This is a genomic window from Ottowia sp. VDI28, assembly GCF_049532675.1.
In the GTDB taxonomy this organism is placed as follows: domain Bacteria; phylum Pseudomonadota; class Gammaproteobacteria; order Burkholderiales; family Burkholderiaceae_C; genus Ottowia.
The window spans coordinates 1,310,157-1,324,687 of the sequence record NZ_CP149820.1 but is presented as its reverse complement, the minus strand read 5'-3'; the positions used below and the strand labels follow the sequence as shown (position 1 = coordinate 1,324,687).

14 protein-coding genes are annotated in these 14,531 nt (G+C 64.0%); 7 read left to right on the top strand and 7 right to left on the bottom strand.

What is annotated here, in order from left to right; translation table 11 throughout:
• Positions 1-58 precede the first annotated feature (58 nt).
• From WJU18_RS06160 to WJU18_RS06140, 5 genes are all read left to right on the top strand, one after another.
• Entirely contained in the window at positions 59-1,078 is a 1,020-nt protein-coding gene (locus tag WJU18_RS06160) for a Bug family tripartite tricarboxylate transporter substrate binding protein (RefSeq protein WP_423459235.1), read from the top strand.
• Positions 1,075-1,962, top strand: a complete 888-nt coding sequence (locus WJU18_RS06155) for an amidohydrolase family protein (protein WP_423459234.1) — start codon at positions 1,075-1,077, stop codon at positions 1,960-1,962. Before WJU18_RS06160 ends, WJU18_RS06155 begins: the two co-directional genes overlap by 4 nt.
• A gap of 198 nt (positions 1,963-2,160) precedes the next feature.
• Entirely contained in the window at positions 2,161-3,066 is a 906-nt protein-coding gene (locus WJU18_RS06150) for a DUF1932 domain-containing protein (protein WP_423459233.1), read from the top strand.
• Positions 3,063-4,496, top strand: a complete 1,434-nt coding sequence (locus WJU18_RS06145) for an FAD-binding oxidoreductase (RefSeq protein WP_423459232.1) — start codon at positions 3,063-3,065, stop codon at positions 4,494-4,496. Before WJU18_RS06150 ends, WJU18_RS06145 begins: the two co-directional genes overlap by 4 nt.
• A 24-nt stretch (positions 4,497-4,520) precedes the next feature.
• Positions 4,521-5,552 (top strand): Bug family tripartite tricarboxylate transporter substrate binding protein, encoded by a 1,032-nt coding sequence (locus WJU18_RS06140; protein ID WP_423459231.1) that lies wholly within the window; start codon positions 4,521-4,523, stop codon positions 5,550-5,552.
• A gap of 19 nt (positions 5,553-5,571) precedes the next feature.
• On the opposite strand, the gene WJU18_RS06135 is transcribed toward WJU18_RS06140, so the two are convergent.
• Complete coding sequence (locus tag WJU18_RS06135) at positions 5,572-5,892, bottom strand: IPTL-CTERM sorting domain-containing protein (protein WP_423459230.1); 321 nt, start codon at positions 5,890-5,892, stop codon at positions 5,572-5,574.
• 797 nt (positions 5,893-6,689) lie between these two features.
• Entirely contained in the window at positions 6,690-7,469 is a 780-nt protein-coding gene (locus WJU18_RS06130) for a type III pantothenate kinase (protein ID WP_423459229.1), read from the bottom strand.
• A gap of 137 nt (positions 7,470-7,606) precedes the next feature.
• Here WJU18_RS06130 and lysM point away from each other — a divergent pair, with 137 nt between their 5' ends.
• Complete coding sequence (gene lysM / locus WJU18_RS06125) at positions 7,607-8,089, top strand: peptidoglycan-binding protein LysM (protein WP_423459228.1); 483 nt, start codon at positions 7,607-7,609, stop codon at positions 8,087-8,089.
• 128 nt (positions 8,090-8,217) lie between these two features.
• On the opposite strand, the gene WJU18_RS06120 is transcribed toward lysM, so the two are convergent.
• From WJU18_RS06120 to WJU18_RS06100, 5 genes are all read right to left on the bottom strand, one after another.
• Positions 8,218-9,024, bottom strand: coding sequence for an ABC transporter ATP-binding protein (locus WJU18_RS06120; protein WP_423459227.1), 807 nt, complete (start codon positions 9,022-9,024; stop codon positions 8,218-8,220).
• 19 nt (positions 9,025-9,043) lie between these two features.
• Positions 9,044-9,865: an ABC transporter permease gene (locus WJU18_RS06115; protein WP_423459226.1), complete on the bottom strand. Its 822-nt coding sequence runs from the start codon at positions 9,863-9,865 to the stop codon at positions 9,044-9,046.
• Complete coding sequence (locus WJU18_RS06110; protein WP_423459225.1) at positions 9,862-10,707, bottom strand: ABC transporter permease; 846 nt, start codon at positions 10,705-10,707, stop codon at positions 9,862-9,864. Before WJU18_RS06110 ends, WJU18_RS06115 begins: the two co-directional genes overlap by 4 nt.
• A gap of 21 nt (positions 10,708-10,728) precedes the next feature.
• On the bottom strand, positions 10,729-11,763 hold the full coding sequence (locus WJU18_RS06105) for an ABC transporter substrate-binding protein (protein WP_423459224.1): 1,035 nt from the start codon (positions 11,761-11,763) through the stop codon (positions 10,729-10,731).
• 90 nt (positions 11,764-11,853) lie between these two features.
• Positions 11,854-13,389: an amidohydrolase family protein gene (locus tag WJU18_RS06100; RefSeq protein WP_423459223.1), complete on the bottom strand. Its 1,536-nt coding sequence runs from the start codon at positions 13,387-13,389 to the stop codon at positions 11,854-11,856.
• A 223-nt stretch (positions 13,390-13,612) separates the two neighbouring features.
• Between WJU18_RS06100 and panB the strand changes: the two genes are divergently transcribed.
• A complete protein-coding gene (gene panB, locus WJU18_RS06095) occupies positions 13,613-14,530 on the top strand; it encodes a 3-methyl-2-oxobutanoate hydroxymethyltransferase (RefSeq protein WP_423459222.1) in 918 nt (305 codons plus the stop codon).
• Position 14,531 lies beyond the last annotated feature (1 nt).

The window sequence follows — 14,531 nt, the reverse complement described above, 5'->3', positions numbered from 1 at the left end:
GGCCACTCGATCGCCCCGCCGCGGGCCCCATACACAAAGACATATGGAGACACCAGCCATGTCATCTTCCTACTGCCAACCGGCGCGCAGACAACTGCTGCGCATGGCCGCCGCCCTGCCTGTCTCAGGCATGCTGGCCACCCTAGGAGCGCTGCCGCGCACGGCGCTGGCTGCCAACTTCCCTGATCGGCCGGTCAAGTTCATCGTGCCCTTCGGTGCCGGCGGCAACGTGGACGGTGTGGGCCGGTTGCTGGGCGCTGCCATGGGACCGGCGCTGGGCCAACCTGTGGTGGTGGACAACCGCGCAGGGGCCGGCGGGACCCTGGGTGCCGGCGTGGTGGCCCAAGGCCCTGCTGATGGGCTCACGCTATTGGTGGGTTCGAACGGGCCACTGACCATCAACCCTTTCGTACAGGCCAAGATGCCTTACGACCCGCTGAAGGATCTCGCGCCCATCGCCCTGGTGGGTTTCGTGCCGCATGTGCTGATCGCCGCCAACAACTTTCCGGCCAAGAACCTGCAGGAGCTGATCGCCCTGTCGAAGAAGCAGGATGTAGCCTGCTCTTCTTCCGGCATCGGCAGCGCGACGCAGCTGACGCTGGAGCGCTTCAAGGCGCAGGCAGGCGCGCGCATCACGCACGTCCCTTACCGCGGTGGCAGTTCACTGGTGCCCGATCTGCTGAGCGGCACCGTGCCGCTGGCATCGATGGAGTTTTCGACGGCGCTGCCGCTACATAAAGCGGGCAAGGCGCGCATTCTGGCGGTCGCGGGCGCGCAGCGCAGTCCCCTGGCACCTGATCTGCCGACCTTCATCGACGCTGGTGTGGCCGGGTTTACCGCGCAAAGCTTTGTCGGCCTGCTGGCCCCGGCACGTACGCCCGCCGATATTCTGCGCAAGCTGGAGGCCACCGCGGTGGCCTCCATCGGCACCCCCGAGATGGCCGAACGGCTGAAAGGCCTGGGGCTCCAGGTAGCCAGCCCCAAGGAACGCACAGCCGCGGGTTTTGGCGAGTTTCTTCGCACCGACTACGAACGCTCGCGCGAAGCCGTCAAGCTCGCGGGCATTGAACCGGAATGACCGAAGCCCGAAAGGTGCCTCCGCCGCACCCGCACCCACACGCCCCCCGCTTCGCATTGCCGCCGGATGCATGCGACAGCCACGTGCACGTCTATGGGCCAGCCGCCCGCTTTCCGTACGCGGCCGAGCGCCCCTACACGCCGGACGACGCACCGGTAGAACGATTGTCGGAACTGCATGCCCTGCTGGGCATCAGCCGCGCGGTCTATGTGCAGGCCACGGTGCACGGCTACGACAACGCGGCCATTCTGGATGCCATCGCCCGCGCCCCGGCGCACAGCCGTGGCGTGGCGCTGGTGCGCACGGATATCAGCGACGCCGAATTGCATCGCCTGCACGCCGCAGGTGTGCGCGGCGTGCGCTTCAATTTCGTGCGGCACCTGCGGGAAACGCCTGATACCGATGCCGTCCTGCGGCTGGCGGAACGCATCGCGCCGCTCGGCTGGCATGTGCAAGTGCATCTGGGCGCGGAAGACGTGATGGCCCAGCAGGGATTTCTTCGCCAGTTGCCCAGCCCGTTCGCCATCGATCACATGGGCCGCACGCCGGTGACGGGCGGCCTGCGGCAGGAGGCCTGCGCCGTGTTGCTGGAGTTGCTGGCGGACCCGCGGGCCTGGATCAAGCTGAGCGGGCCTGAACGCATTTCCAGCACGCTCGCCAGCGGCGGAGCGTTCCCCTACGATGATGTGGTGCCCTTCGCCCGCCAGCTCCTGGATGCCGCGCCGGACCGCGCCGTCTGGGGAACCGACTGGCCCCACCCCAACGTGCGTGAGATGCCCGACGATGGCGATCTGGTCGACCTGCTCGCGCACTATGACGATGGAGACGGCGCCACGCTGCAACGGCTGCTGGTGGACAACCCCGCCAGGCTCTATGGATTCTGAAATGGAGTCCCCCCTGAGTCGCTTACGCGCCCTCCCCCAAGGGGGACGCCTCCGGCGGCCGGGCCAAGCCCGCTCCGCGGTGGCCCTGGTATGGCCTGCTCCGCGGCCTTTGGGGCTTTTATGTTTCATGCAGCGCAGGTGGCGCGCTGCGCAATGGATAGCTGAGATCTTTCTTCATTCGACACAAGGACACGACACATGGCAAGCATCACTCTGGGCATCATCGGTTTCGGCGAAGTCGGTGGCATCTTCGGCCGCGGGCTGCGCGGCAAGGACGGCGTAGAGGCCGTGCATGCCTGGGACCTGAAGTTCGCCGGCGCCGAAGGCCCCCGTGCGCAAGAGGCCGCCAGCGCCGACAGCATCGCCCCCGCCGGCAGCATGCAAAGCCTGTGCGCCCAGGCCACGCTGCTCATTTCTGCCGTGACCGCATCCAACACCCTGGCTGTGGCCGAAGAAGCCGCCCGCTATCTGCGTCCGGGCACGGTGTTCCTGGATCTCAACTCCGCTTCGCCGGGCACCAAGCAGCGCGCGGCTGCCGCCATCGAAAGCGCGGGCGGCCACTATGTCGAGGCGGGCGTGATGACCTCCGTGCCCCCTTACGGCATCAAGGTGCCGATGCTGCTGGGCGGCGCGCAGGCGGCCGATCTGGCGCGCACGCTGAACAGATGGGGCATGGACGCCAAGGCGGTGTCCGAAAAGCTGGGGGTGGCATCGGCCATCAAGATGAGCCGCAGCATCATGATCAAGGGCCTGGAGGCGCTGGTGATCGAGGCCTATACCAATGCACGCGCCTACGGCGTGGAAGACCACGTGCTGCCCACCCTGCAGGAAACCTTTCCCCAGATCGACTGGAGCCAGCAAGGCGCCTACTTCTTCAGCCGTGTGGTGCAGCACGGCAAGCGCCGCGCGGAAGAGATGCGTGAATCTGCCAATACTGTGAAGGAAGCTGGCTTCAATCCCTTCATGGCCAGCGCCATCGCCGAAAAACAGGACTGGGTGGCCGGCCTGGCGCGCGCGGGTGTTTTCGAAGGCCTGTCAGGCAAGTCACCCTGGCAGGACTATGCCGACCGGCTGCTGGCCCAGCGCAAGGCAGACCAGGCATGAAGGAGGCCGTGAGCGACACCCATCGTCCGGCCTTCGCCGGCCGGTGGCTCACCGCTGCGGAAGACATGGCGCCGTTTCTCACGGACTGGCGCCGCAAATGGACAGGCAGCGCCTACGCCGTGGCTCAGCCGGAGAGCGCCGAAGATGTCGCGGCGGTGGTGCGCTGGTGCGTGCAGCAGCGGCGGCCCATCGTGGCGCAGGGCGGCAATACAGGCCTATCCGGCGGCGCCACGCCCGATGCGGAGGGCCACGGGGTCGTGCTGTCGCTCGCGCGCATGCAGCGGATACGCGGCATCGACACCATCAATGACACCATCACGGTCGATGCCGGCTGCACCCTGCTGGCCGTGCAGCAGGCCGCGGAATCGGCGGGCCGGCTGTTCCCATTGAGTCTGGCGGCCGAAGGCAGTTGCACCATTGGCGGCAACCTGGCCACGAACGCGGGCGGCGTGCAGGTGCTGCGCTACGGCAACGCGCGCGAACAATGCCTGGGGCTGGAAGTGGTGACCGCTGAGGGGCAGATCTGGAACGGTCTTCGCGCCTTGCGCAAGGACAACACCGGCTATGCGCTGCGCGACGTCTACATCGGCAGCGAAGGCACGCTGGGCATCATCACCGGCGCGGTACTCAAGCTCGCGCCTCAACCGGCTAGCCGCGTGGCGGCCTTCTGCGCCATCGCCTCGCCGCAGCAGGCCCTCGACGTGCTCAATCTCGCGCGCCGCCACCTCGGCCCCGCGCTGACGGCCTGCGAACTGATCTCCGATGTAAGCCTGGCCCTGGTGCTGCGCCATCTGCCCGCCGCGCGGCATCCGATGGAAACCACGACCCCCTGGTACCTGTTGCTGGAGGCATCGGAGCCGCATCAGAACGCCGGCAGCGGACCGGGCGCGGCCATGCAGGCCCTGCTGGAAGAAGCGTTCGAGCAGAATCTGCTGGAAGACGCCGCGGTTTCCGCCTCGCTTGCCCAATTCAAAGCCCTGTGGCTGCTGCGCGAAGGCATTTCCGAATCCCAAGGCGCGGAGGGCAAGACCATCAAGCATGACATTAGCTTGCCGATCTCGGCGATTGCCCGCTTCGTCGAAGAGGCGGCCCAGGCGGTACGGTCCTACGCACCGGCGGTGCGCCTGGTGGTCTTTGGCCACATGGGTGATGGCAACCTGCACTACAACATCTCTCCACCCGAAGGCGGCATAGCGCCGGGCGTCTTCGAGGCCCTGGAAGATCCTCTCAACCGCATCGTGCATGACCTCGCGATCGCGTACGGCGGCTCCATTTCCGCCGAGCATGGCCTGGGTGTGTTGCGGCGCGACGAATCGCTGCGCGCCAAATCGCCGGTCGAAGCCGATCTGCTGCGGCGGATCAAGGCAGCGCTCGACCCGCTCGGACTGCTCAACCCCGGCAAGGTGCTGCCAGCCGATTTCATCACCTGAACAAACCATTAACGGAGACAAACCATGCAGAAATCGTTCACCCAATCCACCCCAGAAAACCGCCGAGTCAACATCCGCCGCCGCAGCCTGATGGCCGCCGCGGCGGCCGGCGCCCTGGCCGCGCCTTTTGTCAGCGCGCGCGCTGAAGACGCCAAGGCCTACCCGAGCAAGCCCATTCGCCTGGTCGTGCCGTTCACCCCCGGCGGCTCCACCGACATCCTGGGCCGCACCATCGGCTTGCAGCTCACGCAGGCCTGGCACCAGCCGGTGGTGATCGAGAACGTGCCGGGTGCCGGCGGCTCCATCGGCGCGGACAAAGTGGCCAAGGCACCCGCAGACGGCTACACCTTGCTGATGGGCCACATCGGCACGCTGGCGGTCACGCCTTCGCTGTACGCCAAGCTCCCCTACGACCCGATCAAGGCGTTCGCGGCGGTGGCCTGGGTGGCGCGGGTGCCCAACGTGCTGGTGGTACACCCTTCGGTGCCCGCCAAGACCGTGCAGGAACTGGTGGCTTACGCCAAAGCCAATCCCGGCAAGATCAACTACGGCTCCGGTGGCAACGGCAGTGCCGCCCACATTGCCACCGAATACCTGAAGCTGCAAACCGGCACACAGATGCAGCACGTCCCCTACAAAGGCACGGCGCCGGCCGTGACAGACCTGGTGGCTGGCCAGATCCAGTTGATGTTCACCGGCGTGCCGGCCGTGATGACCCAGGTGAAAGCCGGGCAGTTGCGGGCCATCGCGGTGTCATCGCCGCAGCGCGTGAAAGCGGTGCCGGAGCTGCCTACCGTGGCCGAAAGCGGCTACCCCGGCTTCGAAGCCGACCAGTGGTATGGCGTGGTGGCGCCCGCCAATACGCCGAAAGACGTGATCACCAAGCTCAATCAGCAGATCAATCTGATGCTGTCGTCGCCGGAAGTCGGCGGGCGCCTGGCCAGCGAGGGCGCCGAGCCCACTCCCAATCCGCCCGAAGTGTTCGCCAAGCTCATCACGAGCGAGATTGCGCGCTGGCGTACGGTGATTCAGCAAGGGAAGGTGAAGGTGGAGTAGCTCGGAGGCGGCTCAACCCTCAGTATGGGCGCCTGCGCATACGCGCCAGCCCCAATGTCGCCAGCAGCGAAGTCAGCGCGATCAGCCCCCATTCGCCCAGCGTCGGCACGGAAGTTACAGCCGGCGACCCTGTGACGGTCACGGTGGCCGTGCTCGATGCACATGCAGCCCCATCGGTTGCGGTGGGACTGAGCACATTGCCTGTGTCTGTGCTGGTGAACTGATTGAAGACGCAAAATTGGTAGTCGATGGTGTAAGTGCCGGCCGGTACGGCTGCCGTCGTCGTCACCGCGCCAGTGGTCGTATTCAGCACCACACCTGCATTGGAGGCTGCTGTCACCACAGTTAATGCGGAATTGCTGGCGCTTGCGGTTTCTGCGGGGGGAGGCCACCCCAAAGCAGACCGTCATTTGCTCGTACATCAGCAATGGGGGTTGAGGCCGCGCCCGCCACCGCGTTTCCCGAGTCTGGGGTAGCTTCCGGAATTACCACCGCGCACACGGCCAGGGTTGGGGAATAGCCTTGACCAACAGGGCAGGTAATCAGCGCCGGCTGCGCTTGTGCCATACCCCCAGAAAGCAAAAGTGCCGCTGCAACAAGGTACGCGCGACCTCGACAAAGGACCAAGTTAAACGCATGCATGAAATCCCCCTCCCTGAGTCAAGCTTGATAGGTTGAAAATACGGCTCTCTTGCCAGTCACCCTCTATCACATGCAATGGTGTGGATGATTTGTGATAAATAAATTTTCGCTTATCAACATTGGGAAATGTTTTTCAAATCTACGGTGATGTTTGCTAAAGAACTTCAGAACACCCTGGCAAAGGGTAGGAATATTGCCGGGGTGATGCAGCAGGCAACCCACTTCAAATAGACTGAATTCCCCGACGATCCGGGTAGCCCGAGATTCGAATGATCTCAGATCTGCCATGGATTTCACGGCACCCTGCCGCCCTGCTACACGATGTCTTGCAGACTTCGGACGATGGGCGGCCTGCGATCTTCGAGACGGCTCGGGCGGAAATCGGATCGGCGGTTGGTCGGGGTCATGACGTATGGGGAGATCAATACATCAATACGAAAGCGAAAGGCCGCAGAACCGGTCGCGTATGACACGCTCGTGAATGAGCCGCAGCCCTCAAAGCCGGCTCATCACCGCCTCGCGCTCCTGCGCAATCACCAGCAACCCATCAAATATCAAGCTCTCCACCAACTCGAACGGCCGCCCCATGCTGGGCAGCATCTTCCAGCCTGCACCGCCCGTCATGATGCACATCGGCTCGGTGCCGCAGTGCTGCCGCAGATGCTGGGCCATGCGCTCACAAGCGCCCGCGATGGCATAGGTACCCCCGCTGGTCAGGCCATCACTGGTATTGGTAGGAAACTTGCACACATCGCCCGTAGGCACATGCAGCCCCGCCGTGCCCGATTCGAGCGCGCGCAGCATGATCCCGTGCCCCGGCAGGATCAGCCCCCCCAGGAAGCGCCCGCTCGCGTCCACGGCCTCCACCGTGACCGCCGTGCCCACCATGACCACCACCATCGGCCGTGCGGGCCCCTTGGCCAGCATGCGATGGTAGGCGCCGATCATGGCCACCCAACGGTCCGCGCCCAGGCGCGAAGGGAAATCGTAGCCGTTGCTCAAGCCCGCCTCGGCGTTGCTGGCGACGACCCATCGCGGCTCGACATTCCAGATTTCCATCTGCTCCTGCACCCGATGCTTGACCGCCTGGCCAGCCACAATGCAGCCCAGCATGGTGGCCGGCTCAGGCAAGCGAGCCCAGGCCCCCTCGGCCAGGCGGTCTATCTGCTCCAGGAATTCCGCGCCTGAAGCCAGCACGGCAGCGCCGGGCCCGGTGCGCTCGTAGAGCGTCCACTTCAGTCGCGTATTCCCGACATCAATTGCCAGAAACGTCATGGTTCCGCAATATAACGGCTTTGTCCTACGCAGCGCACTGCCTGGCGATGAAATAAATGCCATGCTCTGCGGTTAAAGTGCTCGGAGCGTGCACGGCACGCCGTATTCCCCGTTTACAAACGCAAAGGAGAAATCGCATGGGATTGTTCAGTTTCATCAAGGATGCCGGTGAAAAGCTGTTCGGAGGTAAGGAAGTCCAGGCAGCAGCAGCGTCCAGCGCGCCCAATCTGGCAGACCTGAACGCCAAGGCTGCCGAAGCCATCAAGAGCTATATCGACAAGCAGAACCTGGGTCTTTCCAATCTCGCCGTGGCCTTTGATGGCGCCTCCGGCAAGGTGTCGTTGAGCGGCAATGCCCCCAGCCAGGAAGCCGCCGAGAAGGCTGGCCTTTCAGCGGGCAACGTCTCCAGCGTGAGCGATGTGGAAAACAACCTCCAATACCCCCCAGGCACCGCGTCCCAATACCACGACGTGGTCAGCGGAGACACCCTCTCGGCCATCTCCAAGAAATACTATGGCGATGCCAACAAGTACAACGTGATCTTCGAAGCCAACAAGCCCATGCTGAGCGATCCGAACAAGATCTACCCGGGCCAGAAGCTGCGCATTCCAGCACTCTGATCGGCCGATCCGCTATCGGAAACGACAACGGCGCCCTTGGGCGCCGTTGTCGTTTGCAAGCCACCTTGTGCCTTCGCGAAGGCTAAAAATAGCCATTGACTATTGAAGTTTACGGCTTCATTGCCACTTCAAGCAGCCTGAGCCAATGCCTGCGGCTCCAGAAAATCCCCCAGCACGTCGTCGCGCAACGCAATGAAGCGCGGATCGCTGCGGTGCCTGGGCCGTGGCAGGTCCACATCGACAATGCGCCGGATGCGGCCCGGATGAGGCTCCATCACCACGACCTGATCGCCAAGATACACCGCCTCATCCACATCGTGCGTCACGAGCAGCATAGTGATCCGCTCGGTCTGCCAGATGCGCTGCAACTCGTTCTGTAATCGCGCGCGCGTCAAGGCGTCGAGCGCGCCGAAGGGTTCATCGAGCAGCAGCACGCGCGGCCGGTTCACGAGACCGCGCGCAATGGCCACGCGTTGCGCCATGCCGCCTGAGATCTGATGGGGCCAGGATTGCTCGAATCCCGCAAGGCCCACGAGCGCGACGTGCTCCGCGACACGTTCCTTTTTCTCGGCGCTCGACAGCGGCGCATTGCGCAGGCCCACCAGGATGTTCTGCTCCACCGTGAGCCACGGGAACAACCTGTGGTCCTGAAAAACGATGCCGCGCTCCAGCCCTGTGCCCTGGATCGGCTTGCCGTCCAGCTCGATGCGTCCGTCGTACTCATCGTCAAGGCCTAGAATCAATCGTAGCAGCGTGGATTTTCCGCAACCGCTTGCCCCCACGATGCTGACAAAACTGCCCGCGCTCGCATGCAGGTTGATGTTCTGCAGCACCTGAAGCTGGCCGCCCTCGGCCTGCGCGCTTGCATAGCGTTTCGACAGGTGCTGGATGCTCAGCTCATTGCCGATGCCGGTTTGGCCGTTTCGATGGGTCATGATGTCCTCTCCTTGATCCTCAAGCTCGCCCAAGCCAGCGCGACAGGCGCCGCTCCAATACGCGTGCGGATGCATTGAGCAGCCAGCCCACGCCGCCAATCACCACCATGCCGAACAGCACCAGGTCCATACGGAAGTGCTCGCTGCCCTCAACCAGCGTGTTGCCGATGCCTGCACCGGCCACGAGCAGGTATTCCGCGCCAATGGTCGCCAGCCACGAATAGATCAGCGCCAGGTAGATGCCCGTGAAAATGGCGGGCAACGCGGCGGGCAGCACCACCTGGGCCACGGTCTGCCACCGCGTGAACCGGTACACCCGCGCCACGTCCAGCAAGGCTGGAGGCGTGGTGCGGATGCCATCGCAGGTGTTGACCACCACGGGCACCAGCGCCGCGAGCGACAGGAAGACCACCTTGGCCACATCGCCCAACCCGAACCACACCGAAATGAGCGAGATCCATGCGAACAGCGAAATCTGCTTGAAGGTGTTGAAGCTCGGCCCCACCAGCCGGTTGAACCAGGGCGAGAGCCCCAGCAGTGCGCCCAGGGCCAGTCCGCCCACCGTGCCGATCAGAAAGCCCGTGGCCTCGCGCGCCAGGCTCGCGGACAGCGCGCGCCACAAGCGGCCGCTCTCGATCTGCTCCCAGGCTGTGGTCACCACTTTTTCCGGCGACACCAGCAGCGCGGAGTTCACCAGTTGCAGGTGCGACGAAAGCCACCACAGTGCCAGCGCCGCGAGCGGCAGCACCCAGCCACGCCAACGCCCGCTGCCACGCAAGCGCAGCGGCGTCAGCGTGGACGACAGCTCCGCACGGTCGCTGCTGCTGGCCAGCGCGCTCATCGCGTGCTCCTCGCCCGGGCCATGCGCCGCTCGGCCACATCCAGGACGCGATCGATAGCAAAGCCGATGGCCCCCACCACGATCACGGCGGCCATCACCTGATCGAGCTGGAACAATTGCCGCCCATAGACGATAAGAAAGCCCAGCCCTTCGCTCGAAGCCACCAGTTCCACCACCACGAGCGACAACCAGGCTTTGGTGAAGCCCAGCCGGAGCCCCGTGAACAAGGTCGGCACGGCGTGCGGCAGCACGATCTCCAGGACCTGTTGCCGCTGGCTGAACCCATAGACTCGCCCCACTTCGCGCAATGAGGCCGGTGTCTGCCGGAATCCCTGCAAGGTGTTGAGCGCCACCGGCACCATAGCGGCTTTGGCGATGAGAATATATTTGAGCGGCTCGCCAATGCCCACAAGCAGCAGCACGAACGGCAGCCAGCCCAGCACCGGGATCTGCACGAGCGCGTTGAAGCTGGGCAGCAGATACGCTTCGGCCCTTCGTGAAAGGCCCATGGCGGCGCCCAGCACGAGCCCAAGCACAGCGCCAACCGCGAAGCCGACAAGCACCCGCTGCAAACTGGCGGCCACGTGCGTCCAAAGCTCACCGCTCACGGCCAGATCTCGCAGAACCTCCCACACCTGCGCCGGTGCCGGCAGCACCTGTGGCGCGATCCAGCCCTGCGCGGCGCCCAAGCTCCACAGCGCGAACAATGCAAGCGGCAACAGCCAGGGTGCCGCTGCGTAAGCCGCGCGGCGGACCTGCGCGGCGATCTTTCCAGTCGGAAGTAGGTCAGGCAGCCCGCCGGCCCCTGTCGGCCACAATGTGAATGTCTGTTTGGCGCTCATGCTCGTGCTCCTGGTTCGGTCTCAGCGGGCGGAAGCCACCGAGGCAGGAGCCGCCAGAGGCTTGCCTGCCTTGTCGTAAGGCGTCCAGTGGTTTTCCAGTCCCTGGCTCTTGAGCGCGGCGCGCAAGTACTTGGGCTCGACCCAGTCTTCCACGGTCACGCTCTTGCGCAGCAGCTTGAGCTTGAGCCCATCGCTCACGACGGCCTTGTAGCGGCCCACCACGAAATCATCGAGCAAGGGAGAGTTTCGCTGTGCCAGCGACTGGCCCTCGAACTCAGCCGTCCACGAAGCCACCGGCGTTCCGCTCTTGGCCCACTCGGCGAACAACGCGCTACGATTGTTCTCGTCGGAGGCCCACCGCGCAGCGCGCACGAAGACATCGACCACGCGCTGCACTTCCTGCGGATGCGCCTGCTCGAACTCCGAACGCACCACCAGCCCTGCCTGCCGTGTAAACGCCGGGTCCTTGCCTTGGGTAGAGAACACGATGCGGGCCAGCCCCTGGTCGCGCACCTTGAACCACTCGTAACCGCCAAAGGCCGCGTCCACCCCGTTCGACACCAGTGCCGCCTGCGCGCTGCCGGAATCCAGGTTCACGCCCTTGATGTCACGCTCTGTCAGGCCATTGGCAGCCAACAGGTTGACCACCACCAGATGCCCGTTGGTACCTCGGAAGATCGAGACCTTGCGGTCCTTCAACTGCTGAATGGATTGAATGTCGGATTTGGCGGGCGTAACCAGATAGAGGTTGTTGCGGGTGCCGCTCGCCAACAGCAGCTTGGTGTTCAATCCGTTCGAGCGGCCTACCAGGGATGGCAGATCGCCCTGATACGCGAAGTCGATCTGTTTGTTGGAAAGCGCCTCGTTCACGGCGGGACCAGCGCCCTTGAAGAAGAGCCACTCCACTTTGACGCCGGAGTCCTTGAAGGCATCTTCAAGCCAGCGCTGGTTGCGTGCCACGCTGCCGGGTGAGCCGCCCCAAGTGACCGGATCACCACCGCCAGCGGTCGCCACTCCAATGCGAACGGTTTCCGGCGGCGCCGCATGCGCGCTCAAGGCCCCCCTAGAAGCAGCGCAGCCCCAAGCGCACCATACCACCGGCGGATCGTAGAGAAAATCTGAAAAGCCATTGGAACTACCCTCCCCTCACTTCTTCCGCGTGGTGGCGCTCGTGGGTGCTGAGGCCAGCTTGCGGCCCACTTCCGTACCTTCGAAAAAGCGCGGATTCGCCTCGGTATAAAAACGCAGCGGATTGCCGAAGACGAAGGCTTTGAAATCCTGCGGCGAGATCACGCCCTGCTCCACGAGATCCCAGGTTTCGGCCAGCGGCTCGGTGAACTCGGGCACATCCCAATGACCCACATCGGACGACCAGATCGCATTGATCTTCACCTTGCCGGGATTCACACGGTCATTGAACGCCGCAGCCACGGTGCGGTCGTCCGCCTCGGAGCCGAAATAGAACGAATCCACCCAGCGCGCGCGGATGTCCTCCACCTTCTCGATGCCAGCCAGCGCGAAATCGTCCAGTTCCTCCTCACGAGGCTCGCGGCTGTGCGGCAATGCCGAAATGCCCAGGCTGTCACGCACCAGAGAACTTTTGTCGACCTTGCGGCCTTGCAGCAACTCCGCGCCGTGGCGTTCGAATAGGGCTTCGAGCAGATCGACATCCACTTCCGCCGGATCGTAGTTGCGCACGGCCTCCCGGTTGCGCTTTTCCCAGCGGTCGACCAGATGCGTATAGACATGCGAACCCCAGTCCGCGCCGCCTTCGAGCAAGCCCAAGCGCAGTCCGGGGAAGCGCCGCGTCACGCCGCCAAAGAACAGCGCCTTCGCGAACGCCTGCGAACCATCGGCAAAGTGGCCGATGTGGTTGTTCATGTAGTTCGTGATCGAACTGCGCCCTGTCCAGCCCTGGCTGCCATAGTGTGTGGTGACCGGCACGCCGAGCTCCACTACCCTCGCCCAGAACGGATCGTAGTCATGGGGACTGTCAATGCCGTAGAAATCGATATAGCCCGTATGCTTGGCAATGTCGGGGTGCTGCTCCTTCGGGTATTTGTCGGCAATGGCCTGAATCGGCCGGCGCACACCACCCGGGATATTGATGACCTTCAGGCCTAGCGTATTGATCGCGAAGTCCAGCTCTTCGATCGCTTCCTGTGGCGTGTTCATGGGAATGCCCGCCACCGGCGTGAGGCGGTCGGCGTACTTGCGGTACTGATCGGCATGGAAGTGATTGAGCGCACGGTGCAGCGGCTGGCGGAACTCCGTGCCTGCCGCAGCGGGCGACAGCACATCATTGGGAAACAGCACCGAGTAGTCCGAGCCTTGCTCAGCCAGGCGCTCATGCAGCAGCGCGGGAATGGTGTAGGTCGCCAGATCGTAGGTATTGCGCGTCACGCGCGCCCACCATGGCGCACGCAGCGTGCGGTGGTAGGCCCGCTCCTCGGGCGTTTGCTGATACCAGTCCTTGCCTCCGCCGTTGCGGGTCACGAACCGCCCGCCCAGCGCCTTGCGCAGGGCGTCCACCAGCTTGCTGCCACCGTACTGCCCGATATAGTCCTCCAGGACGGGCGTGTAATCATTCACGTGGACATCCGTATCGATGACGGGGTGATCGAGACGATTCTTGACGGCCGCTGAACGTGAAACCTTGGCAGGGTTGAGACGCGTATTCATACAGATGCTCCGTGGGTGAGGTTGAAGACTGCATGTTGCAAGCCCTTGCCGCGAAGGCCAACGAATCTCCGCGCATTTGAATATCTGAAAACCAAAGGATGATGGCCACCGCCCAACAAAAAAGAGCGGGGCATCCCATCCATGAAAGAATGCGCGCTGTGGAACCGCCTTCAATGAAGCGGTTTTCTTTTTTGCTTTTTTCTTTCTCCTGGATCATCCGAAAATGACAAACAGCAAACCCAAAGAAGGGATAGTCTCCCCCGACCCGGGCCATGCGGCCGCCGCGCCCTATGGCGGCGCCCAGCCCCAGCCAGGCGTGGATCAGAAACGCAGGAAGGTCACCACCACCCGGATTGCCCAGATGCGGGCGGACGGGGAAAAGATCGCGATGCTCACGGCCTATGACGCCACATTCGCGGCGGTGGCAGACGCAGCAGGTGTCGACTGCCTTCTGGTCGGCGACTCTCTGGGCATGGTCTGCCAGGGAAGGACCTCCACCGTCGGCGTGTCGATGGAGGAGATGAGCTATCACACGCAATGCGTGGCCCGCGGGCTCGAACGCCACGGTAGCGCGGCGCTATTGATCGCAGATTTGCCCTACGGCAGCTATCAGCAATCGCGCGAACAGGCGATCGCTTCATCCATACAGCTCATGCAGGCAGGCGCCCAGATGATCAAGCTGGAGGGCGGCGGCTGGACGGTCGACGTCGTCGCCTTCCTGACGGCGCGGGGCGTTCCCGTCTGCGCGCATCTCGGGCTGACCCCGCAGACCGTCGCCGCGCTCGGCGGCTACAAGGTCCAGGGGCGCCAGGCCGAAGCCGCCCACCAGATGCGGGCCGACGCGGCAGCCCTTGAAGCAGCCGGCGCTTCGATGCTCGTGCTGGAAATGGTTCCCGCCCAGTTGGCGGCCAGCATCACCAGCGATATGCGCTCATGCGCGACGATCGGCATTGGCGCGGGCAATGGCACGGCGGGGCAAGTCCTGGTCATGCACGACATGCTGGGCCTGAATCTGGGACGCATGGCGAAGTTCGTGCGCAACTTCATGCACGGGGCGCCAGGCATCGATGCTGCTTTTGCGGCCTATGTGGCAGCCGTCAAGGACGGATCGTTCCCTCATAACGAGCAGCACGCCTGGTAAG

Coding starts and splice junctions, on each gene's coding strand:
- lysM (WP_423459228.1), top strand. CDS start 7,607: ATGGGATTGTTCAGTTTCATCAAGGATGCCGGTGAAAAGCTGTTCGGA.
- WJU18_RS06140 (WP_423459231.1), top strand. CDS start 4,521: ATGCAGAAATCGTTCACCCAATCCACCCCAGAAAACCGCCGAGTCAAC.
- WJU18_RS06155 (WP_423459234.1), top strand. CDS start 1,075: ATGACCGAAGCCCGAAAGGTGCCTCCGCCGCACCCGCACCCACACGCC.
- WJU18_RS06120 (WP_423459227.1), bottom strand. CDS start 9,024: ATGACCCATCGAAACGGCCAAACCGGCATCGGCAATGAGCTGAGCATC.
- WJU18_RS06145 (WP_423459232.1), top strand. CDS start 3,063: ATGAAGGAGGCCGTGAGCGACACCCATCGTCCGGCCTTCGCCGGCCGG.
- WJU18_RS06115 (WP_423459226.1), bottom strand. CDS start 9,865: ATGAGCGCGCTGGCCAGCAGCAGCGACCGTGCGGAGCTGTCGTCCACG.
- WJU18_RS06110 (WP_423459225.1), bottom strand. CDS start 10,707: ATGAGCGCCAAACAGACATTCACATTGTGGCCGACAGGGGCCGGCGGG.
- WJU18_RS06150 (WP_423459233.1), top strand. CDS start 2,161: ATGGCAAGCATCACTCTGGGCATCATCGGTTTCGGCGAAGTCGGTGGC.
- WJU18_RS06160 (WP_423459235.1), top strand. CDS start 59: ATGTCATCTTCCTACTGCCAACCGGCGCGCAGACAACTGCTGCGCATG.
- WJU18_RS06100 (WP_423459223.1), bottom strand. CDS start 13,389: ATGAATACGCGTCTCAACCCTGCCAAGGTTTCACGTTCAGCGGCCGTC.
- WJU18_RS06130 (WP_423459229.1), bottom strand. CDS start 7,469: ATGACGTTTCTGGCAATTGATGTCGGGAATACGCGACTGAAGTGGACG.
- panB (WP_423459222.1), top strand. CDS start 13,613: ATGACAAACAGCAAACCCAAAGAAGGGATAGTCTCCCCCGACCCGGGC.